This window comes from Streptomyces sp. NPDC001604 (assembly GCF_042893475.1).
Lineage (GTDB): Bacteria > Actinomycetota > Actinomycetes > Streptomycetales > Streptomycetaceae > Streptomyces.
In genome coordinates, this window is sequence record NZ_JBIAUY010000006.1 from 191,010 (window position 1) to 210,739 (window position 19,730).

Annotated in this window: 16 protein-coding genes and 4 pseudogenes; 17 read left to right on the forward strand and 3 right to left on the reverse strand. The window is 68.5% G+C overall.

The genetic code is table 11. The features are described from left to right. Positions 1-23 precede the first annotated feature (23 nt). From ACFY1E_RS19265 to ACFY1E_RS19275, 3 genes are all read left to right on the forward strand, one after another. The gene (locus ACFY1E_RS19265; protein ID WP_389077307.1) at positions 24-1,616 is read left to right on the forward strand and encodes a sugar ABC transporter ATP-binding protein; all 1,593 of its coding nucleotides are present in this window, start codon (positions 24-26) and stop codon (positions 1,614-1,616) included. A 2-nt stretch (positions 1,617-1,618) separates the two neighbouring features. Then, the gene (locus tag ACFY1E_RS19270; RefSeq protein ID WP_389077309.1) at positions 1,619-2,662 is read left to right on the forward strand and encodes an ABC transporter permease; all 1,044 of its coding nucleotides are present in this window, start codon (positions 1,619-1,621) and stop codon (positions 2,660-2,662) included. An 85-nt stretch (positions 2,663-2,747) separates the two neighbouring features. Next, complete coding sequence (locus ACFY1E_RS19275) at positions 2,748-3,449, forward strand: FadR/GntR family transcriptional regulator (RefSeq protein ID WP_389077311.1); 702 nt, start codon at positions 2,748-2,750, stop codon at positions 3,447-3,449. An 8-nt stretch (positions 3,450-3,457) separates the two neighbouring features. Here the strand turns inward: ACFY1E_RS19275 and ACFY1E_RS19280 are convergent. Then, positions 3,458-3,821: pseudogene (locus tag ACFY1E_RS19280) on the reverse strand (hypothetical protein); the annotation flags it as partial. A gap of 16 nt (positions 3,822-3,837) precedes the next feature. On the opposite strand from ACFY1E_RS19280, the pseudogene ACFY1E_RS19285 reads away from it, so the two are divergent. The 8 genes and pseudogenes from ACFY1E_RS19285 to ACFY1E_RS19320 form a co-directional block, all read left to right on the forward strand. After that, positions 3,838-4,472: pseudogene (locus ACFY1E_RS19285) on the forward strand (transposase family protein); the annotation flags it as partial. A gap of 288 nt (positions 4,473-4,760) precedes the next feature. Then, a pseudogene (locus ACFY1E_RS19290) lies at positions 4,761-5,255 on the forward strand (TniQ family protein); the annotation flags it as partial. Positions 5,256-5,585: 330 nt separating this feature from the next. Next, on the forward strand, positions 5,586-6,566 hold the full coding sequence (locus ACFY1E_RS19295) for a hypothetical protein (protein ID WP_351924725.1): 981 nt from the start codon (positions 5,586-5,588) through the stop codon (positions 6,564-6,566). Positions 6,567-6,595: 29 nt separating this feature from the next. Continuing rightward, positions 6,596-7,330 (forward strand): TnsA-like heteromeric transposase endonuclease subunit, encoded by a 735-nt coding sequence (locus ACFY1E_RS19300; RefSeq protein ID WP_389077313.1) that lies wholly within the window; start codon positions 6,596-6,598, stop codon positions 7,328-7,330. Continuing rightward, positions 7,327-9,417, forward strand: coding sequence for a Mu transposase C-terminal domain-containing protein (locus ACFY1E_RS19305; protein ID WP_389077315.1), 2,091 nt, complete (start codon positions 7,327-7,329; stop codon positions 9,415-9,417). Before ACFY1E_RS19300 ends, ACFY1E_RS19305 begins: the two co-directional genes overlap by 4 nt. Before the next feature lie 100 nt (positions 9,418-9,517). Beyond that, entirely contained in the window at positions 9,518-10,537 is a 1,020-nt protein-coding gene (locus tag ACFY1E_RS19310; RefSeq protein WP_389077317.1) for a TniB family NTP-binding protein, read from the forward strand. A 2-nt stretch (positions 10,538-10,539) separates the two neighbouring features. After that, the gene (locus ACFY1E_RS19315) at positions 10,540-12,429 is read left to right on the forward strand and encodes a TniQ family protein (RefSeq protein WP_351924701.1); all 1,890 of its coding nucleotides are present in this window, start codon (positions 10,540-10,542) and stop codon (positions 12,427-12,429) included. A gap of 161 nt (positions 12,430-12,590) precedes the next feature. Continuing rightward, positions 12,591-13,469 (forward strand): LLM class flavin-dependent oxidoreductase, encoded by an 879-nt coding sequence (locus ACFY1E_RS19320; protein ID WP_389077320.1) that lies wholly within the window; start codon positions 12,591-12,593, stop codon positions 13,467-13,469. 3 nt (positions 13,470-13,472) lie between these two features. Here ACFY1E_RS19320 and ACFY1E_RS19325 read toward each other — a convergent pair whose 3' ends face one another. Continuing rightward, positions 13,473-13,733, reverse strand: coding sequence for a hypothetical protein (locus tag ACFY1E_RS19325; protein ID WP_389077323.1), 261 nt, complete (start codon positions 13,731-13,733; stop codon positions 13,473-13,475). 127 nt (positions 13,734-13,860) lie between these two features. Between ACFY1E_RS19325 and ACFY1E_RS19330 the strand changes: the two genes are divergently transcribed. The 5 genes and pseudogenes from ACFY1E_RS19330 (at position 13,861) to ACFY1E_RS19350 (ending at position 18,221) form a co-directional block, all read left to right on the forward strand. After that, a complete protein-coding gene (locus ACFY1E_RS19330; RefSeq protein ID WP_389077325.1) occupies positions 13,861-14,244 on the forward strand; it encodes a DUF2795 domain-containing protein in 384 nt (127 codons plus the stop codon). A gap of 138 nt (positions 14,245-14,382) precedes the next feature. Then, positions 14,383-14,823, forward strand: coding sequence for a CBS domain-containing protein (locus ACFY1E_RS19335; RefSeq protein ID WP_389077327.1), 441 nt, complete (start codon positions 14,383-14,385; stop codon positions 14,821-14,823). Next, a complete protein-coding gene (locus tag ACFY1E_RS19340; protein WP_389077329.1) occupies positions 14,820-15,512 on the forward strand; it encodes a diguanylate cyclase in 693 nt (230 codons plus the stop codon). Before ACFY1E_RS19335 ends, ACFY1E_RS19340 begins: the two co-directional genes overlap by 4 nt. Before the next feature lie 6 nt (positions 15,513-15,518). After that, positions 15,519-16,061: a type 1 glutamine amidotransferase domain-containing protein gene (locus ACFY1E_RS19345; protein WP_389077331.1), complete on the forward strand. Its 543-nt coding sequence runs from the start codon at positions 15,519-15,521 to the stop codon at positions 16,059-16,061. Further along, positions 16,061-18,221, forward strand: a pseudogene (locus ACFY1E_RS19350) (catalase). Before ACFY1E_RS19345 ends, ACFY1E_RS19350 begins: the two are co-directional and overlap by 1 nt. A gap of 14 nt (positions 18,222-18,235) precedes the next feature. Here ACFY1E_RS19350 and ACFY1E_RS19355 read toward each other — a convergent pair. Beyond that, entirely contained in the window at positions 18,236-18,508 is a 273-nt protein-coding gene (locus tag ACFY1E_RS19355) for a DUF6158 family protein (protein WP_389077334.1), read from the reverse strand. Between the two features lie 56 nt (positions 18,509-18,564). Here ACFY1E_RS19355 and ACFY1E_RS19360 point away from each other — a divergent pair, with 56 nt between their 5' ends. Next, entirely contained in the window at positions 18,565-19,680 is a 1,116-nt protein-coding gene (locus ACFY1E_RS19360; RefSeq protein ID WP_389077336.1) for a Vms1/Ankzf1 family peptidyl-tRNA hydrolase, read from the forward strand. Positions 19,681-19,730 lie beyond the last annotated feature (50 nt).

The window sequence follows — 19,730 nt, forward strand, 5'->3', positions numbered from 1 at the left end:
GTACGCAAAGGACGGTATCCACCATGGCGGACACCGCGACCGGCTCCGGCACTCCGGCCCCGGTGGCCGAAGCGACCGGCATCAGCAAACGCTTCGGCGCCACCGTCGCACTGCGCGAAGCCCGCATCACCGTCGCCCCGGGCGAGTCGCACGCTTTGGTCGGACGCAACGGCGCCGGCAAGTCCACGCTGGTGTCCATCCTCACCGGCCTCCAGCAACCCGACACCGGAACCCTGCGCTTCTCCGGTGAGCCCGCGCCCGCCTTCGGTGACATCGACGCCTGGCGCTCCCGTGTCGCCTGCGTCTACCAGCGCTCCACCATCATCGGGGAACTGACCGTCGCCGAGAACCTCTTCCTGAACCGGCAGAGCGGCAGAGCGATCCAGCCCATCCGCTGGAAGCAACTGCGGCTGCGCGCCGAGGAGTTGCTCGGCGAGTACGGCGTGGCCGTCGACCCCACCGCTCGGGCCAGGGACCTCACCGTCGAGCAGCGGCAGTTCGTGGAGATCGCCCGGGCGCTGTCCTTCGGCGCACGCTTCATCATCCTCGACGAGCCGACCGCCAAACTCGACGCCCGCGGCATCGACCGGCTCTTCGGAAAGCTCCATGACCTCCAGGACCAGGGCGTCGCCTTCCTCTTCATCTCGCACCACCTGCAAGAGGTGTACGACCTCTGCACCACGGTCACGGTCTACCGCGACGCGAGTCACATCCTCACCGCGCCCGTCGCCGAACTCGGCCACCAGGCACTGGTGGAGGCCATGACCGGCGAGTCCGCCCACACGGTCGTCGCCACGGCGGGCGGGGCCCGGGCCGAGCGGCCCGACGCCGAGGAACTGCTGACGATCGACGGCCTGACACTGCCCGGCGTCTGCGAGGACATCTCCCTCTCGGTCCGCTCCGGCGAGGTCGTCGGACTCGCGGGCGCCACCGCCAGCGGCAATGTGCAGGTGGGTGAGGCGATCGCCGGCCTGCACCGCGCCACGGACGGCCGCATCGCGGTCGGCGGCAGGAGCGTACGCACCGGCAGCGTGCCGTCCGCGCTGACCGCCGGAGTCGGTCTGGTCCCCGAGGACCGCCACCTTCAGGGACTGGTGAACAACCGCAGCGTGGCGGAGAACGCGACGCTCACCGTCACCGACCAGCTCGGTCCGTTCGGCACGGTCCTGCCGGCCCGCACCAAGGCGTTCGCCGGGCGCATGATCCGCGACCTCGACATCAAGACCCCGGGAGCGGCGACCCCGGTCTCCGCCCTCTCGGGCGGCAACCAGCAGAAGGTCGTCGTCGCCCGTGCGCTGGCCACCGATCCGCACGTCCTGGTGGCCATCCGGCCCACCAACGGAGTGGACGTCAAGTCCAAGGAATTCCTCCTCGGCCGTCTGCGACAGGTCGCGGACGCCGGCAAGGCCACGCTGATCGTCTCCGACGAACTCGACGACCTGAAGGTCTGTGACCGGGTCGTCGTCATGTTCCACGGACGCGTGGTCGCCGAATTCGACCGCGGCTGGAAGGACGAAACCGTCGTCGCCGCCATCGAGGGCGTCAGCGGCGACACGGCCTCCGTCACCGCGTCCCCCGCACCCGCCTCAACCCGCGCAGACGAGCACGGAAGGTAGTCATGTCCGCCACCACAGATCTCACCGACCCCGCAGTGAGCAAGGCCGATCCCGCTGCCGCGCCCACCACGCACCGCCGGGTCGACCTCGGGCGCTTCCGTGAACTGTCCCTGGTTCCGGCGATTCTCGTCCTCGGCCTGATCGGGTTCATCGTCTCGCCGGCCTTCCTGACCGCCGACAACCTCATCGGTGTGGCCCAGCAGTCCACCGAACTGAGCCTGCTCGTGCTCGCCACGACCTTCATCCTGGTCGCCGGACGGATGGACCTGTCACTCGAATCCACCATCGGCGTGGCCCCCGTCATCGCCGTGTGGCTCGTCCTGCCGACCAGCGGCGGCCGGTTCGACGGGCTGGGTCTCTTTCCCGAGTGGGCAGCGATCCCCCTCTGTCTGCTGATCGGCGCACTGATCGGTGCCGTCAACGGCTTCCTCATCCTCAAACTGCGTCTCAACGGCTTCATCGTCACCCTCGGCGCCCTGACCATGCTCCGCGGCCTCCAGGTCGCCCTCTCCCAGGGGCAGTCGATCGTCGAACTACCCTCCTCCTTCACCTACTTGGGCAGGACTTCCTGGATGGGCGTACCCGCCGCCATCTGGGTGTGCGCGCTGCTCTTCGCCGCCGGCGGCAGTGCACTGGCCTGGCTCCGGCACGGCCGCGCGCTGTACGCGATCGGCGGCAACGCGGAGGCCGCCCGCACCGCGGGCATCCGCGTCGACCGCATCGTGTGGATCGTCCTCATCCTCGGCAGCGTCCTCGCCGCGTTCGCCGGCATCCTCTACAGCGGCCACTACGGCTCCATCTCCGCCACCCAGGGCAGCGGCTGGATCTTCCAGGTCTTCGCCGCGACCGTCATCGGCGGAGTCAGCCTCAACGGCGGCAAGGGCTCCGTTTTCGGCGCCCTCACCGGCGTCCTCACCCTCCAGCTGGTCGTCAACGTCATGACCCTGGCGGGCGTACCTCCGCTGTGGAACCAGTTCCTCAACGGCGCCATCATCATCGTCGCCCTGATCATCTCCCGCTTCGCCTCCGGCGAGAAGCAGGAATAGCCACCCACCGCAAGCGGCTCTGCCGGCCTCGAACCGACCCCGGCAGAGCCCGTCCCACTCTTCCCCGGCACGGAGAGGCACGCCCGTGGCACTGACAGACGACGCGATCGACAGGATCAAGGCGATGATCGTCGACGGCGAACTCGCGCCCGGGTCCCGGCTGCCCAAGGAGGAGATCCTCGCCGAACAACTCGGTCTGTCCCGGAACTCCCTGCGCGAGGCCGTACGGGCGCTGACCGCCATGCGGATACTGATCACCCGTCAGGGCGACGGTACGTACGTCTCCAGCCTGGAGCCCCACCTGCTGCTGGAGAGCCTCTCCTTCGCCGCGGACGTCTCCCAGGGCCACACGGCTCTGCAGCTGCTCCAGGTACGCCGACTGCTCGAACCGCAGGCGACCGGGCTGGCCGCCGCGCTCCTGAAACCGAAGGACCTCCAGGAACTGCGCAACATCCTCAACCGGTCCCGGACCGTCACCACCGTGGAGGAGTTCGTCGCCCACGACATCGCCTTCCACCTCAGGATCGCCGAAGCCGTCGGGAACCCCGTGCTGTCGATGCTGCTGCAAGTGCTCTCCACCCGCACCCAACGGGTCCGTATCGTCCGCGGCAGCAAGACCCGTCACGCCCTGGACAACGCCCACCAGGACCATGAGCAGATACTCGCCGCGCTCCAGTCACGTGATGCCCTGCTGGCCGCCTCTGCCGCGACCGTCCACATCACGGCTGTCGAGCAGTGGCTCGCCACCAGTCTGACCGACACCTCCTTGCGAGAAGTCGACTCCTGATGGCATGGTCACGCAGCCCGGAGACCGCCGTGCTTCTGGCGCGCGCCACTGCGGTGTCCGCGAAATGTGGAGGGCCCGGGAGGCGCCGCCTGGCGCACGCATCTGTCGCGCAATGAGAGCAATCTCTGGCCCATCGCGTTGACGGGCGCGGCCTCTTCCCAGTGCGTGATGCGGTCCTTCACCGGGCCGGCACCCAGGCGGACGCGGCCCCCGATGGCAGGGTTCGACAGCCCCTCCGCCACCAGGGCGAGCACATCACGCTCCCGCGCGGTGAGCAGCGGGACCCGGGCGGCCTCCTCATCGACGGCCGCCCCCGTCCCGGAGCAGCAAGGTCCGCGACGTCTTGGAGGAGAGCATCACACCGCGCGCGGCAGGATGCGCACCACCGGCCCGGGCCAACGGCACATCGGCCCCAACCGCGTACCGCTACCTGCACAAGGGGCTGACCGTGCCCGCCGACCACGCACCCGACCAGTCCACCGCGCTGGAGCGTACGGCGGTGGCCGGGTACACCCACCTCAGCCTGGACGGCACGGTCATCCGCACCGACCGCGTGGCCGCCGCCGGCCCCCAATGGCGCGGACCTGAGGTGGTCTGAGAAACACAAGCACCCCGGCGGGAACGTGCAGGTCGCCGCCCTGGACGGCTGGCCGATCTGGGTTTCCCGGTCCGCCCCGGGCACTAGCACGACATCACCTGCGCCCGCACGCACGGCCCGATCGACGCGCTGAACCGGCTCCCCGCCACCCTGGGCATCCCCACGCTCACCGATCTCGGCCACGAGAACGCCCGTCCAGGCATCCGCATCCGGTAAAACAGCCCAAGAGCGCCGAACCCACCGAAGAGCAACGGACGTTCAACGCCGTCCCCCACGGCATCCACGGAGCCGTGGAACGCACCAATGCCCAGCTCAAGGTGACCATCAAGGCTCTGCGCCGGGTCAGCCTCGACCCCGCCGCGATCACCCGCACCGCCCACGCCGTCCTCGTCCTGCACCAGCTCGAACACGGCCGAACCACCTGAACGAAGATCACCAACCGTGACAGCCGTTACCGAGATACTCAGGGTCAGGCGGCGTCTCGGACCGCGTTCTTTGACCGCTTCGTCCACCACACCGAATGACCTTCCTCAATAGCGAAGGACACCGCGTGCCAGGCCAACACCTCGGACGGGTTCTCGCCGTGAACATCGGGGAATGAACAACGGCGAGTGACCTAATGGGGCAGGCGTTCACGCATTCGCCAGGAGAGGCCGCCGAAAGAGCCTGAGACGGACGCGCAAGTGGGAGGGGCGGCATTGGCGGCAGCGCACGTGCTTGCGAGACGCACGATCACACAGGTACCTGCGCAAAGTCCTGTTGTCGTACACCGTGCCCGCCGGCTTCCTGTCGTACCGAAGCCGGTTAGCGGCGAGGCTTTCCCCTCTTGGGTAGATCGTGTTGCGGGCACGCTGAACGTTTCTCCCGGCCGGGCTGCCCACGCACTGGGGTTGGAGTGTGCCGAAGGCGCGGCAATCACCCGGCCCGTGTTTTTCGGAGTCATTCTCACCCCTAAGAGCCTCAGCGGCTTGCGCGATGCGACAGGGTTGCCAGTGCGAACCCTTCAGGACATGCAGCTCGCCCGGTATGACGGAACCGCACTCGACCTCGCGGGCCTGGAGCCGAGCGACCGGACGTCGATGCGGCTTGTCGCTCTTCGTGAATGGATGTTGACGACGTCAAGTCGGGCCTGCCCGTACTGCCTCGCAGAGAGACCGGAATGGCCTCTGTGGTGGCGTCTTGGGATCGCGGCGGTATGCCCCGTCCACCGTTGCCTGCTGATCGACGTCTGTCCCACGTGCGGCATCCCACTCAGGCGCGGCAACCACAGCAACCAACGTGGCCTGCTCTCGAGGCCTCCGCTGCCTGGTCCCGGTGAATGCGGCAATCGTCCGCCTGGCGGGCCGTCAGCCCGTGGCGGCCGCCGCGGCGGGCTGTGCCCGCAGCAGTACAAGGACATGCCGACGGTAGCCGTGAACGACTCCTTAGCTGGTCTCCAACTGCAGGTACTCGCCATCGCAGACGGGGCCGAAGGGTCCGTGGCTGGTACGTCTGTCTCCTCGAGGGAATGGTTTGCTTCCCTACGACTGCTGACAGCCATGGCCCGTCTCGCCTCTGATGAGACCGATGTCTCCGCCTTCCCTGGCTACATGGCCCAAGCGGTGACAGAAGACCGTCGACGGCGCCAGGCCATTCGCAGCGGTAGCGCGAGTCACCTCGGAGCAATGCCTGCAACAGCTGCTCACGCCATGGCCTATTTGGCGCTCGCTTCCACGGTCCTCGATGCCCCGAACTTCGAGACCGGTGCACAAGCACTGGCTCCTTGGGCCCGGCGCCTGGCGGACCTGCAACGGGCCGCCGGTGTCGGAGACCGGCTTCGCAAGATGCGCCGCCCGGCTGTCATCAACGAAATGATGGCTGCCGTTGCTCCTCGTTCCTCACGTGTTGTCGGCGCCCTCGCCGCCGTCAGACCAGTGGGAATCAGCCCCTGCCACGTTCCTCATCTCGCTGATGCTGCGGACTACAGCGAGCTGGTTGCCGCGCATCTGCCCGGAACCAGTCCCTTGTGGGGAAGGCGGTTCACCGCTCTGGCCCTGGCTCGCCTGGCGGGCGCGTCCAGTTGGCCGCGCGCCGCTGAGGTATTAGGCATGGACAGCGGCAAGGCCATACGTGCCGCCACCAAGGTTGTCCGGCGAATCTCCGACGCGGACGCGTTCTGGGAGTCGGTGACGCTCGTAGCGGAGCGTCTTGAGGAACGCGGGCTGGTCGATTATGCCGCCCGCAGAGCTGCTCTTGCAGACCTGTGTGAGCTCCCCGACGGCGCTCTCACGCCCGTCTTCCGTCCTCTTGGGATGTCCGTCACTCCTCAGCGACGGCGCCACGCTGCGGCGTGGATCTGGCAGCGCTTCACCAATGGTGATCCGCACGAGGCGCCCGCCTACAGGCAGGAGTGGGGCAATGCCACGGCGCAATCGATACGCGTGGGTTGGTGGCGCTTCCAGACCCGTCTGCCTACGCCGGCCGCGACTGCCCTCGCTGACTGGGGGACTGCCCACCTTTCCGGGAAAGGGATCTCATGAGCCCACCGCGAACACGCACGCTTCGACCCGTGCGCGCCGCTCGCGACCGAACTTTCCTCCAGTACTACGAGCCCTGCGGGACGGAACGCATCATCCCTGCCTCCCTGGCTGCCGCAGTCGCCTTTGAGAACGCACTCCCCGCCCGCGAGATCCCTTCTCACGTAGGCCAGCACCACACCCCCGGCCACTACTGGTCGGCGACGACCGACCGGATGATCGACTACGAGTCGTACCTGGAATCGAAGTGGATGAAGCTGCTCGACTTCGACCCTGAGGTGGTTTCATTCAGCGCCCAGCCGTTCACCATTGACAGCCACGATTCCGAGGGCGCCTGGCGGCACACCCCAGATCTTTTCGCTCGTCGGCGCGACGGCTCGGTGCTGCTGTTGGACGTCAAGGAAGACGGGCGTATGACAGTGCCCGCCGTTATCTGGCAGGCCCGTCGGACGGCCGGGCTATGCCAGCGGATCGGCTGGGACTACACCATGGTGGGCGAACCCGATGCGCTGCGCTGGGCAAACGTTTCCTGGCTTGCCGGCTACCGCCGGCCCCTGCTGGCTGGGAAAGCTCTCGTCGATCGCCTGCTGATGCTCGCCCAAAGATCCGTGCCCATTGGTGACTTGGTGAGCTTCCAGCCTGTCCCCGAACTCGCGCGATCCGTGACTTACCACCTCATGTGGCACCACCAGCTTGCCTTCGACGAGACCCGTCCTCTGCGCGATCACACCCATGTGCGAGCCGCAGACCCACGGAGTGCCGCATGAGCAGCCATCGGCGCGCCGTCACCGACTGGATCGAGTTCGAGGAGGAACGGCACCAGGTCGCGGGGCTCGACGGTGCAACCGTGCGCCTGCGCTCGGAGAACGGCCGCACGCAGACCATCATGCTGTCGGTCCTGCTCGCCGACAGCAGCTTCCGTGCGGCGGTCGAACCGCCGCCCACGGCACTGATGGATCCCGATGCCCACCCCGATCCAGCCGGCGTCCTGGCAGGCCTGGACAAAGCTGTGCAGGACGCTGCGCTGAAACTAGAGGCCCATCTACTGGAGGCCATGACGGGCTACCGCTCCGGTGACCCGCTCAGCGCGGCCGCGGACGAACCCCGCCCGCAATACGATCCCGCCCTCCCCCAAATCATCCGTGTCCAGACCAAAGCCCAAGAGCTTGGCGTGACTGACCGATGGATATGGAAGCTGTGGGCGCGGCGCACGGAGAACGGCCTTTGGGGGCTGGTGGACAAGCGCAAGGCCCGTGTCCGCAACCCCTTGAAGAACCTCGATCCACGGTTGATCCAGGCCATCCGTGACCAGGCGGCCGCCGAGCGCGCCGACAGCTCCGCGACCATCGGCAACCGCTTCTACCGGCGTACACAGAACCGTCTCGATGCCGACCACGGCGCCGGTGCCGTTCCGCTGCCGAGCCGGGACATCTGCCGACGCGCGGTCGCCCACTTGCTGGACATCAGCCCCTCTGCCCCGGCCTACCAGCGGTCCTCGGCCGCGAACCAGCCCGACCGGCCCTTCGGCAACGTCATCGCCACCCGCCCCGGCGAAGTGGTCATGCTCGACACCACCCCGCTCGACGTCCTCGCCTACGACCCCGGTACCACGAGCACTATCCGCGTGGAACTCACCATCGCCCTGGACGTGGCCACCCGTTCCCTCCTGGCTTGGCGGCTCACGCCCGAGGGGACCAAAGCCATCGACATCGGCCTGTTGCTGGCCGACGTCATGACGCCGGAGATGATGCGCCCCGGCTGGTCTGACGCCCTGCGCTACCAGATGCTCCGCGTCCCATACGAGCGGCTGCTGACCGTCGACGAGCGCCTGGCCGAGGCCGCCGCTCGACCGGTCATCTACCCCGAGACGCTGCTCTACGACCACGGCAAGCCCTACAAGTCCGACGTAGTCTGGCGCGCCTGCACCCGATGGAAGATCGACCTTCAGGACGCGCGCAAGCTCAAACCCACCGACAAACCGCACGTGGAAAGACTCTTCAAGACTATCCGCGAGCAATTCGCCGAACACGTCGCCGGCTACAAGGGCTTCAACGTCGCACATCGCGGCCGCACTGCCGAAGAGCAGGCCCGGTGGACCATCGACGAACTCACCGAGTTCTTCGCCGAGTACGCCATCGCTGTCTACCAGCGCAAACATCATCGCGGTCTTACTCTGCACGGATTCCCGGATCTGCGGGTCTCGCCGAACGAGGCGTACGCCATGGCGCTCGGCTCGGCTGGCTACGTGGACTGCCCCCGCGAAGCCAACGTGTACTTCGAGCTGCTGCCGATTGCCAAGCGCGTAATCCACCCCTACGGCGTCGAGCTGAACCACCTGACGTATAACGCCGACGTCCTGTACCGCTACCGCAAGGCCAAGGCTCCTTACCCCGACGAACTGTGGCCCATCCGCTATGACCCGCGGAACCTGCTGCACGCCTACTTTCTTGATCCTTCCGACGGTCGGTGGCACGTCCTGCGCTGGACGCATGCGCTCGGAGAGCACCAGCCGTTCACCGACATCACACTGCGGGAGGCGAAACGGCTCATCACCCTGCGCGGCCGTGCACCCGAGGACCAAGAAGCGGTAGCCGAGGCGCTAACCGACCTGCAGAACCGCACAGACGCGCCTGAGACCTGGACCGCCGCCGACCGCAAGCGTCACACGCGGGACGAACACCGAGGTACGGCGCAGAGCCGCGACATGCAGCGCGACGACGCACCCGTCAACAGCCACCCTCCACTGACCGCCGTGCCCGACGCTGCGGACGACGAAACAGAGCCCGGCGAATGGGGCGACCTCGACTTGAGCAAGGTCAGGGCCGCAGAGGTCTGGGACCCCGACGCGATCTAGGAGCCTGTGTGAGCACCTTCCGACACCCCGGCCTAGCCGAACCCCGCAACAAGGAGGAATGGCGGCGCTACCGCGATAGTCGCGCCCCCGAGCAGCCGTCATGCCGCCGTACGAGGAGTACTTGAAGCTGTCGGATGACGACAAGGACGACCTCAATGAGGATCGCGACAACTATCACAGTGCCCTCGCGATCATCGACACTTCCCAGGTCAAGCGTCTGCACTACTTGATGGAGCGCAGGATGAAGGCCAATGCCCGGCGGGCTGCGGGGGCCAGAGCCGGCCTTGTCTTCGACGGCCCTCCCACTGTCGGCAAGTCCACCCTCGTCAAGTTGTTTGCCGCCCGCTATGAGAGGCGGCTGCGCCGCAAGCACCCGGAGAGGTTTCAGGACGGCTATGAATCCAACGGGATGGTCATCGACTACACACCCGTCGTCTACCTCAGCATTCCGGCCAGGGCCACGCCCAAGGACCTCTCGGTACTGTTGGCCGACTACCTCGGCATGGTGCAACGCGGCCGGGATACCCAGACCGACATCACCAACCACGTGCTCTCCGTCCTGTCGGACGTCGGCACGGAGCTCGTGATCATTGATGATGTGCACTTCTTGGACATGTCCGCAAAAGAGGGCCGAGTGGTCAACGATCACTTGAAGTACATCGCCAACGAAACCGCGGCAACGTTCGTCTACACCGGCGTCGACCTTGAGAAATCCGGACTGTTCCTCGAAGGCCAGGCTGCCTCGCGGGCCACCCAAACCTCAGGACGAAACACTCGCTACCCGGTCCGCAAGTTCGGATGCAAAACTGCTCAGGACAAGCTCGAATGGGCGGAGACCGTCAAAGCGCTGGAGGACACTCTCGTGCTGTACAGGCACAGGCCCGGCCAACTCGTGAAGCTCTGTTCCTACTTCTATGACCGCACCGATGGCAGCATCTGCGCCCTTACCGATCTGTTCCGTGAATCCGCAATCGAAGCAGTCATGAGCGGGGAGGAAGCGATCACACGCAAGCTCATGGACCGCATCGAGATTAGCGAATACGCTCAGGCCACGTACCGGAAAGTCGTACAGCAGCGCCGCCAGAAAGCCGCAGCAGGATCGAAGGTGGCGGCAAGTTAAACATGAGCAATGAGCACTTGGCGGAGCCCACCGCTGCGCGACGGCGGCGCGTCGTCCACCCCCAGCTGTCAGCTGACGCAACGCGGCTCCGCCGCCTTCCCGTTGTGCCCTCTCCTGTGGAAGGCGAAGCGTTCCAATCTTGGGTGGATCGCGCTGCGATCAAATTGGATTTGCCACCGGGTTTCGCAGCCCGGGCGCTGGGACTTGAATTTAACTCGGCAGGAAAAATGAGGCGACCGCTGTTCTTCGGCGTCACTCTCACACCGGCCAGCCTGGCTGGCCTGCAGCTGACGACCGGGCTGACCACCAAAAAACTGTGGCAGATGCAACTTGCTCGATATGACGGAACTGCCCTCAATTTTTCGCGTCTTGACCTAAACGACGTAAAAACCCTGCCTCGTCTGACTCGCCACCAGTGGTTCCTGCCCTACGCCAGCCGTGCCTGCCCACATTGCCTTTCAGGGAGTGCGGTGTGGCCGGTGTGGTGGCGCTTGGGCATCGCAGCCGTCTGTCCCGTCCATCGGCGTCTTCTCGTCGACATATGCCCTGCCTGCGGCGTCAGATTGCGACGCGGAAGCGGGAAAAAGAAGCCTGGAGGTCTACCTACAGGGACCCATTACGCACGGGACCCTCAGGAATGCGGCAACCGCTCGCCGAACCCGGTGGCAGCGAGCCAGCCGGAAGTATGCCGGCAGCGCATCACAGATATCCCCACCCTCTCGGTCCCACAAGCGTTGGTTGATCTGCAAGTGCGCGCACTCGCCATTGCCGACGGCGGTACGGCCCGGCTGGCAGGCGAGCCTGTCTCCGGCGCCGAATGGTTCGATGCTCTGCGCTACCTGACGGCTGCTGCGCGACTGGTCGTCCACGATGACGAACTCGCAGAACTTCCCGGGTTCGCCGCGGACGCACTCGCCGCCGTCCGCACACAGCGCGCGCAGAACCCTCGCGCGGTACCTGGTGGGTCCGGCACGATGCCGCGCACCGCGTCCGAAGCTGCCGCCGCCCTTGCACTCACGGAACCCATCCTGAACGCCTCCGACTGGAGTACTGGCGCACGCCATCTTGCTCCCTGGGTGCGCAGGTTGGCCGCAGAACGGCAACCCAGGCACAGTGGCCGCAACCCGCTGCGCGGCATCCCGCACCCGGCGGGACTGCATCGCATGATGACGGCGATCGTTCCCCACCAGAACCGAATCGCTGGCGCCGTTCCCACTGGATCATCCGTCGCCCTGGAGTTCCGGCATATTCCGAATCTGATAGACGCTGATGACTACCGCAACGTCATGGCCGTTCACCTCCCAGGGACCACACCTGTAATCGGCAGGCATTTCTGCTCCCTCGCACTCGCTCGCCTGGCCGGGGCAAGGACTTGGGCCCAAGCCGAAGAATCGCTCGACACCCCGCAGCGCCGCACGGGAAGTTGGAGGAAAACTACTCAGAAAATTGCTGACCCTCAGGCTTTCTGGAACGGCATTCGCCATTTGGCCGATCTGCTGCGGAAACGAGGAGCAATTGACTACGCCGCTCGCCGGAGAGCGCTATCCGAACTTCTCGAGGTCCCTTATGACAGCCTGTTCTCGATCTTCCATCCAGTGCGGATGGGCGTTACTCGCCAGCGACAACGCCACGCCGCAGCGTGGATCTGGGAAGCCCTCACCGGCAGCCCAGCCCGTGATTCTCCTGTCTACGCCGAAGGCTGGGAGGGACAGAGCGCGGGCTCGTTGACCGAAGCCCGGCGGAAGTTCCAGGAGCGCGTTCCGGAATCCGCCGCCAGGGCATTGATGCTGTGGGGGCTGGAATGGCTTGATGAGAAGGGCACCGGACCCCAGCCTGACTCGAGAGCCGCTGGGGCCATGGGCCACCCGGCGCGATCGTGGGCTGCGCACTGAACTGTTCCGCGCGAGGGTCGCTACTTCCTTCCATGCAGCGAAGAGTTCAGTGCCCAGGTCAGGGCCACGGGGACTGAACTCTTTCCTTTCGTCCGACACCTCGGACTCCGCCGCTGGGGAACGCCGTTGATCGGCATCTCACCGGCACATAGGTTCCGGGCATGACGAATGCACGGATCGGTGTGATGTACGACCGCGCCTGGGCGCCGGAAGAGCTGCCCGGGTTCGCGCGGCGGGCCGAGGCGCTCGGGGTGGACGACCTGTGGGTGGTCGAGGACCTCGGGTGGAACGGCGGGGTGTCGGCGGCGGCGGTCGCCCTGGGAGCGACGGAGCGCATCCGGGTGGGCATCGGCATCGCGCCCGCCCCGCTGCGCAGCCCGGCCCTGCTGGCGATGGAACTGGCCACGCTGGCACGGGTGTTCCCGGGGCGGCTGGTGGCCGGGATCGGGCACGGGGTGCGGGAGTGGATGGCCCAGGTGGGCGTCGCGCCGCGCTCGCCGCTCGCCCTGCTGGAGGAGACGATCACCTCGGTGCGCACGCTGCTGCGCGGGCAGCGGGTGGAGCTGGCGGGACGTGAGGTCCGCCTGGAGGGCGTCGAGTTGGTGCATCCGCCGGCCGAGGTGCCACCGGTGGTCGCCGGTGTCGTACGGCCCCGGTCCCTCGAACTGTCCGGCCGGGTCGCGGACGGCACCGTGATCACCGAGGGCCATGGACCCGGTGACCTGGAGAACGCCCGCGCGCTGACCGCCAAGGGCGGCGCCACGCCCGACCACACCCTGACGGTCCTCGCCTTCGCCTCCGTCGGCGACGACGCCGACGAGGTGGCCCGTGCCCTCAAGCCGCACGTCGAAGGTCACGCCGAATGGCTCGGCCGCCCGCAGGACGAGGTGTTCACCGTCGCGGGACCCGCCTCGCAGGCCGCCGAACGGATCGGCGAGCTTGCGGCGGCCGGCGCGGCCACGGTCGTCCTGCGGATCGCCGGCGCGGAGCCGCTGCGGCAGTTGGAGGCCCTCCTGGGGGCGGCCGGGCGCCGGGGGTGAGGATCAGCGAGGAGAGTGCGGGGCAGGGTGGCGGCGGCGCTTGTGGCGCGCGGCCTTGAGCGCACTCGTTCCTGAAGCAACCACTCGGACCGGGCGTCGCGGGACCTGCAGGACCGGGAGTGGCACCGTCGCACCGAGCGGGCCGGCCGGGGCGTCGTCGCCCGGGTCGGTCTTCTTCACGGGCAGCAGGAACTCCTCGTAACGGCCGAGTGCAAGCACCATGCCGAGCATGAGAAGCGGGATGATCACGGCAAGGAGTGCCATGGCCGATTCCTCCCCGAGGATGTGCGTGGAGGGCGGGTGTCGGGTTCCCGGCTTTCGGGCCGCAAACCCTGTGTCGGCCTCCGGTCTTCGGGTACGCGGAGCCCACCCCGAAGTTCTGGAGGGAGTCATGCAGCGAGGCAGTGACCGGCTGAGCGTCCACCGCGACGAAGAGATGAAGCACGAACTCCAGGGTCTGCTCCGGTCCGGGCACCCCACGCGGACCGAGGAATGGCACGACCCGGAGCCCACCGCCGACGACGACCCGGAGGTCGCGGGCGGTCCGATCGCGCCGGGACGCTCCCGCGCGTCCCTGGCCGCGGTCCGCACGGAACTGGCCCGACACCTCAACCGCCACGTGTTCCCCGCGGGCCCCCGCGAACTCGTCCAGGCACTGCGCCGGGCGTACGCGCCCGACGCCCTGATCGAGCCCGTGGAGCGGCTGCCCCGCGCGGCGCGCTACAGCACCGTCCAGGAGCTGGCGGAGGCGCTCGCCGGGGAGCGACGGGCGTAGACCCGGACGCGGCCGGATCCTGCGGCCGCCGGAGTACGAGGGTCCGCCGCGGCGCATAGGCCCGGGGCCCGGGGGTACTGCGGGCGGCGTCACCCCGACGACGGCCCTGGGCCGGGAACGGAGGAAGGATCCCCAGTGATGGCAGCGAGCGCGGATTTCGTCAGGGAGGTCATGACACCGGGCGTGGTCGCCGTCCGCCCGGACGCGTCACTCGTCGAGGCGGCGCAGCTGATGCGGTCGCAGGGCATCGGCGATGTGCTGGTGGCCGACGGGCAGCAGGTCGTGGGCGTGCTCACCGATCGTGACATCACGGTGCGCGCGGTGGCGGACGGTGTCGATCCGCTGACGGTGAGCGCACAGTCCGTGTGCACCCCGGATCCTGTGCTGGTCGGCCCGGACGATCCCGTTTCGGCCGCGGTGGCGCTCATGCGCGCCCACGCCGTCCGCCGGCTGCCGGTCGTGGAGGACGGGCTGCCGGTCGGGATGGTGAGCCTCGGCGATCTGGCCGCGGTGCAGGACCCGGACTCGGCGCTCGCCGAGATCAGCCTTGCCGTGCCGGACGGCCGGGGCAGCATATGAGCCGGGACCAGGCCGCCGAGATCAGCGCCACCGGAGTCACCGTCGACGTCGGTGACGTGACCACCCGCTATCTGCTGTACGGGCTGCTGCCCGGCTGGTTCGTGCCCGGTCTCGCCGACTGGGTGATGCACCGGCGCAGCCGCATCGAGGACACGGCGGGCACCAAGGAGTCGTTGATCCACTCGCTGATGATGGCGGAGGTCGGCATCCCCATCGCGCTGACCTTGCGCTACGAGGTCAACCCGCTGCTCCTGACGGTGCAGTTGGGCGGCGCGGCGGTGCATGAGGCGACCGCGCTGTGGGACGTGCGTACGGCGGTGAAGAGCGACCGTGAGGTCACACCGCTGGAGCAGCACATCCACAGCTTCCTGGAGTCGCTGCCGTACGGCGCGCTGTCCGCGCTGATGTGTCTGCATGCCGACCAGGTCAAGGCACTGCTGCGATGGGGGTCCCCCCGCTCGAGCGAAGCCGAGAGTGGGGGAGGGGCGGGCCGCGCCGACGCCTGGCGTCTGGTGCCGCGCCGCCGCCCGCTGTCCCGCGGCTATCTCGCGGGCATCGCCGCCGCGATCGGCACCTGTGTGGTGCTGCCGTACGGCGAGGAGCTCGTGCGCTGTCTGCGCGCGGGCCGCCGCAACAAGAAGCGCGCCACCTCCGACGAGGCCAACTGGCGTGCTGGGAAAGGACGTTGAACCATCATGCGTATCGCATTCCTGACCGCACCCGAGGGTGTCGAGCAGATCGAGCTCACCGAGCCGTGGCAGGCGGCGAAGGACGCCGGCCACGAACCCGTGCTGGTGTCGACCAAGTCCGGCCGCATCCAGGCCTTCGACCACCTCGACAAGGCGGACACCTTCCCCGTGGACGAGGTGGTGGGCGAGACCTCGGCCGCCTCCTTCGGCGCACTGGTCCTGCCGGGAGGTGTGGCCAACCCCGACTTCCTGCGCATGGACGAGAAGGCCGTCGCTTTCGTGCGGGACTTCTTCGAGCAGGGCAGGCCCGTCGCCGCGATCTGCCACGCCCCGTGGACGCTGGTCGAGGCGGACGTCGTACGGGGCCGTGAGCTGACCTCCTGGCCGAGCCTGCAGACCGACATCCGCAACGCGGGCGGCACCTGGGTCGACGAACAGGTGAAGATCGACGACAACGGCGCCGGCAAGCTGGTCACCAGCCGCAAGCCGGACGACCTGAAGGCGTTCTGCGACGCCTTCCTGCATGTGTTCGCCGAGGGGGCCGGCTGATGGGCTCCCCCGCCGACCGGAAGCAGCAGCAGCGCGCCTCCTTCCACGCCGACGATCCGGCGGGCGGGCCGCTCACCACCGACCAGGGCGTCGAGGTCGACCACACCGACGACTCGCCGGCCGCCGGCGAGCGCGGTCCGACGCTGATGGAGGCCCCAAAAACCAATTAAGAGGGGCCACTTCCGGGAGAAGCTGACCCACTTCGACCACGAGCGCATCCCCGAGCGGGTGGTGCACGCGCGGGGCGCGGGCGCGTACGGCTACTTCGAACCGTACGAGTCCTGCGCGGAGTTCACCCGCGCGGCCTTTCTGCAGGACCCCTCCGTGCAGACACCGGTCTTCGTGCGGTTCTCCACGGTGCAGGGGCCGCGCGCTTCGGCGGACACCGTGCGGGACGTGCGCGGCTTCGCGACCAAGTTCTACACGTCGGAGGACAACTACGACCTGGTCGGGAACAACTTCCCGGTCTTCTTCATCCAGGACGGCATCAAGTTCCCCGACTTCGTGCACGCGGTGAAGCCGGAGCCGCACAACGACATCCCGACGGGCGCCTCCGCGCACGACACCCTCTGGGACTTCGTGTCGCTGCAGCCCGAGACGCTGCACGCGATCATGTGGCTGATGTCGGACCGGGCGATCCCGCGCAGCTACCGCATGATGCAGGGCTTCGGCGTGCACACCTTCCGGTTCGTGAACGCCGACGGGCGCGGCACGTTCGTGAAGTTCCACTGGAAGCCGAAGCTGGGCGTGCACTCGCTGGTGTGGGACGAGGCACAGGAGTGCCAGGGCCGCGACCCCGACTTCAACCGGCGCGACCTGTGGGACGCGATCGAGGCGGGCGAGTACCCGGAGTGGGAGCTGGGTGTCCAGCTGGTGCCGGAGGAGGACGAGTTCGCCTTCGACTTCGACCTCCTCGACGCCACGAAGGTCATCCCGGAGGAGCAGGTGCCGGTCCGGCCGATCGGCCGGATGGTCCTCAACCGCAACCCGGAGAACTTCTTCGCGGAGACCGAGCAGGTCGCCTTCCACACGGCAAATGTCGTCCCGGGCATCGACTTCACCAACGACCCCCTGCTGCAGGCCCGCAACTTCTCCTATCTGGACACCCAGTTGATCCGCCTGGGCGGCCCCAACTTCGCACAGCTCCCGGTCAACCGGCCGGTGGCGCCCGTGCGTACCAACCAGCGCGACGGCTACCACCAGAGCGCGATCCACCGGGGCACCAACTACTTCCCGAACTCGCTCGGCGGCGGCTGCCCCGCCCACCCCGGGGTGGACGCGAACGCCTACACGCTCCCCCACGCTCGAACAGACTCGCGCGGGGGCACCCCCTTCGCGGAACGTGTCGACGGCGCGAAGATCCGAAAGCGCAGCGAGAGCTTCAAGGACCACTACAGCCAGCCCGCGATGTTCTTCCACAGCATGACGGACTGGGAGAAGCAGCACATCGTGGCGGCCTTCCGGTTCGAGCTCGGCAAGGTCGGTGCGACGACCGTCCGGACCCGGACCGTCGAGGAACTGGCCAAGGTGGACGGCGGGTTGGCTCGCGAGGTGGCGCGCGGCATCGGGGTGCCGGAGCCGGACGGCGCCGAGCCCGGGACGTACAAACTCACCTCGCCCGCGCTCAGCCTCGAGTCACTGCGTGGCGACGGCTCGATCCGGACCCGGCAGATCGCGGTCCTCGTCACCGACGGCGTGGACGCCGAACAGGTGACCTCCGTACGGGAGGCGCTGGCCGCCGAGGGTGCGATCGTCGAGGCGCTGGCGCCGACGGACGGCACGGTCAGGGGCGCCGACGGCGAGTCGTACGTGGTGGACCGTGCACTGCCGACCGTCGCCTCCGTGCTGTACGACGCGGTGCTGCTGCCCGGCGGGCGGGACGGCGCCCCGGCGGCGGCGAAGGACCCGGACGCGCTGCGCTTCGTGCGGGACGCCTACCGGCACGGCAAGCCCGTGGCCGCGCTCGGCTCGGGCGTGGGCGTCCTGTCCGCCCTGGAACCCGAGGGCCTGCGGCTGTCCACCGGGGACCGGCGCACGGTGTCCGACCGGGGCGTGGTGACGGACACGTCACCGGGCACCCCGGACACCGGGTTCGTACAGGCGTTCGTCGACGCGATAGCGGCGCACCGGCATTGGGACCGGCCGCCGGTACGCCACTGAGGAGGCGCCGTGATTCAGGGAGTCGCCGACTCCCCGCACCGGCGGTCCCGTGCGCCTTCACGGGTGCGGCCCGCGGCCACCGTGCGCCGCGGGTTGCGGCGCAGGTACTCGCCCTCCAGCTGGGCCATGCGATCGTTGTGGGCCCGCAGCGCGTCCGTCGAGCCGTACAGCAGCGTGTCGTGGCGCGTGCGGTGGATCGTCTCCAGCTCCTTCATGAGCTGCTGGTCGTCCAGCCGGCTGGGGTCGACTCCGGTCATGGTGGCACCCCGCTCGTCGTGTTCGTCCATGCGGTCCGGGTACCCGCCCGGGAGCACCAGTCCCAAGCGGCATCCGGGAGGGAACCATGGATCTCGCTTTTCTGCATCCACTCTACGAACATCCGGGCCCCTGGGCCTCCGTGTACGTCGACACTTCCCGGCATACGGAGGACACGCCCCACGAACGACATCTCACGGCCGTGGCGCTCGCCCGCGACCTCGATCGGCAGGGGGCGGACCAGGCGACGTGCCAGGCCGTCCAGGAGGCACTGGACGGGCTGCAGCACTCCTCCGAGCCCAACGGGCGAGCGCTGTTCGCCCGCGCCGGCGAGGTGGTGCTGGACCCGCCGCTGGCCCGGCCCCCGCAGCGGGACAGCGCCCACTGGGCGCCGCTGCCGCACGCCGCACCCCTGCTGGAACTGGCCGGCGAGGACCCGGCCTGCGTGGTGGCGTACATCGACCGCAAGGGCGCGGACTTCGAGCTGCGCACCTCGCTGGGCGGGCAGGAGGCCGGCACGGTCAGCGGGCGCCAGTGGCCGGTCCACCGTACGAGCACGGGTGACTGGTCGGTGCGGCACTTCCAGCTGAAGGTGGAGAACACCTGGGAGCACAACGCGGCCGAGATCGCCGACGCGCTCGTGGTCTGTCAGGAGGAGACCCGCGCCGACCTGCTGGTTCTCGTCGGTGAGGAGCGGGAGAAGCGGGCGGTGCACGACCGGCTGCCCCAGCGGCTGCAGGACATGGTCGTCGAGGCCCCGCACGGCGCCGGGAGCAGGCTCCTCGACGAGGATGTCGAGCAGGCCCGCACCGAGCACGTACGGCAGCGGGCGGAGCGGGAGCTGGAACGGTTCCTGGCGGCCCGCGACCCGGGCCCCGACGGGCGCTCCGGTGCCGTGGAGGGGGTGCCCGCCCTGGTCGAGGCCGCCCGCGAGCACCGCATCGAGGAACTGCTGATCCGGCCCGACGGCCCCGACGCGCACCGCGAGGTGTGGATCGGCGAGGACCCCGACCAGCTGGCGGTCCGCCGCACGGACCTGAAGATCCTCGGCGAACAGCGCTCCTGGCCGGCCCGCGCGGACGACGCCCTGATCCGCTCGGCGGTGACGACGGGCGCCCCGGCCCTGTCGGTGACCCCGGCGGCGGAGGCGAGCGGCGGCCAGATCCCGGCGGGCGGCCTGGGCGCCCTGCTGCGCTGGACGTGATTTCACCGCGCGTCTGGGGGCTACCGCCCCCAGACCCCCGTTCGGCCCTC

What these genes read in the sequence shown, in the direction of transcription:
- ACFY1E_RS19265 (WP_389077307.1), top strand. Translation starts at nt 24, where the DNA reads ATGGCGGACACCGCGACCGGCTCCGGCACTCCGGCCCCGGTGGCCGAA.
- ACFY1E_RS19270 (WP_389077309.1), top strand. Translation starts at nt 1,619, where the DNA reads ATGTCCGCCACCACAGATCTCACCGACCCCGCAGTGAGCAAGGCCGAT.
- ACFY1E_RS19295 (WP_351924725.1), top strand. Translation starts at nt 5,586, where the DNA reads ATGGCCCGTCTCGCCTCTGATGAGACCGATGTCTCCGCCTTCCCTGGC.
- ACFY1E_RS19305 (WP_389077315.1), top strand. Translation starts at nt 7,327, where the DNA reads ATGAGCAGCCATCGGCGCGCCGTCACCGACTGGATCGAGTTCGAGGAG.
- ACFY1E_RS19310 (WP_389077317.1), top strand. Translation starts at nt 9,518, where the DNA reads ATGCCGCCGTACGAGGAGTACTTGAAGCTGTCGGATGACGACAAGGAC.
- ACFY1E_RS19315 (WP_351924701.1), top strand. Translation starts at nt 10,540, where the DNA reads ATGAGCAATGAGCACTTGGCGGAGCCCACCGCTGCGCGACGGCGGCGC.
- ACFY1E_RS19320 (WP_389077320.1), top strand. Translation starts at nt 12,591, where the DNA reads ATGACGAATGCACGGATCGGTGTGATGTACGACCGCGCCTGGGCGCCG.
- ACFY1E_RS19325 (WP_389077323.1), bottom strand. Translation starts at nt 13,733, where the DNA reads ATGGCACTCCTTGCCGTGATCATCCCGCTTCTCATGCTCGGCATGGTG.
- ACFY1E_RS19330 (WP_389077325.1), top strand. Translation starts at nt 13,861, where the DNA reads ATGCAGCGAGGCAGTGACCGGCTGAGCGTCCACCGCGACGAAGAGATG.
- ACFY1E_RS19335 (WP_389077327.1), top strand. Translation starts at nt 14,383, where the DNA reads ATGGCAGCGAGCGCGGATTTCGTCAGGGAGGTCATGACACCGGGCGTG.
- ACFY1E_RS19340 (WP_389077329.1), top strand. Translation starts at nt 14,820, where the DNA reads ATGAGCCGGGACCAGGCCGCCGAGATCAGCGCCACCGGAGTCACCGTC.
- ACFY1E_RS19345 (WP_389077331.1), top strand. Translation starts at nt 15,519, where the DNA reads ATGCGTATCGCATTCCTGACCGCACCCGAGGGTGTCGAGCAGATCGAG.
- ACFY1E_RS19355 (WP_389077334.1), bottom strand. Translation starts at nt 18,508, where the DNA reads ATGGACGAACACGACGAGCGGGGTGCCACCATGACCGGAGTCGACCCC.
- ACFY1E_RS19360 (WP_389077336.1), top strand. Translation starts at nt 18,565, where the DNA reads ATGGATCTCGCTTTTCTGCATCCACTCTACGAACATCCGGGCCCCTGG.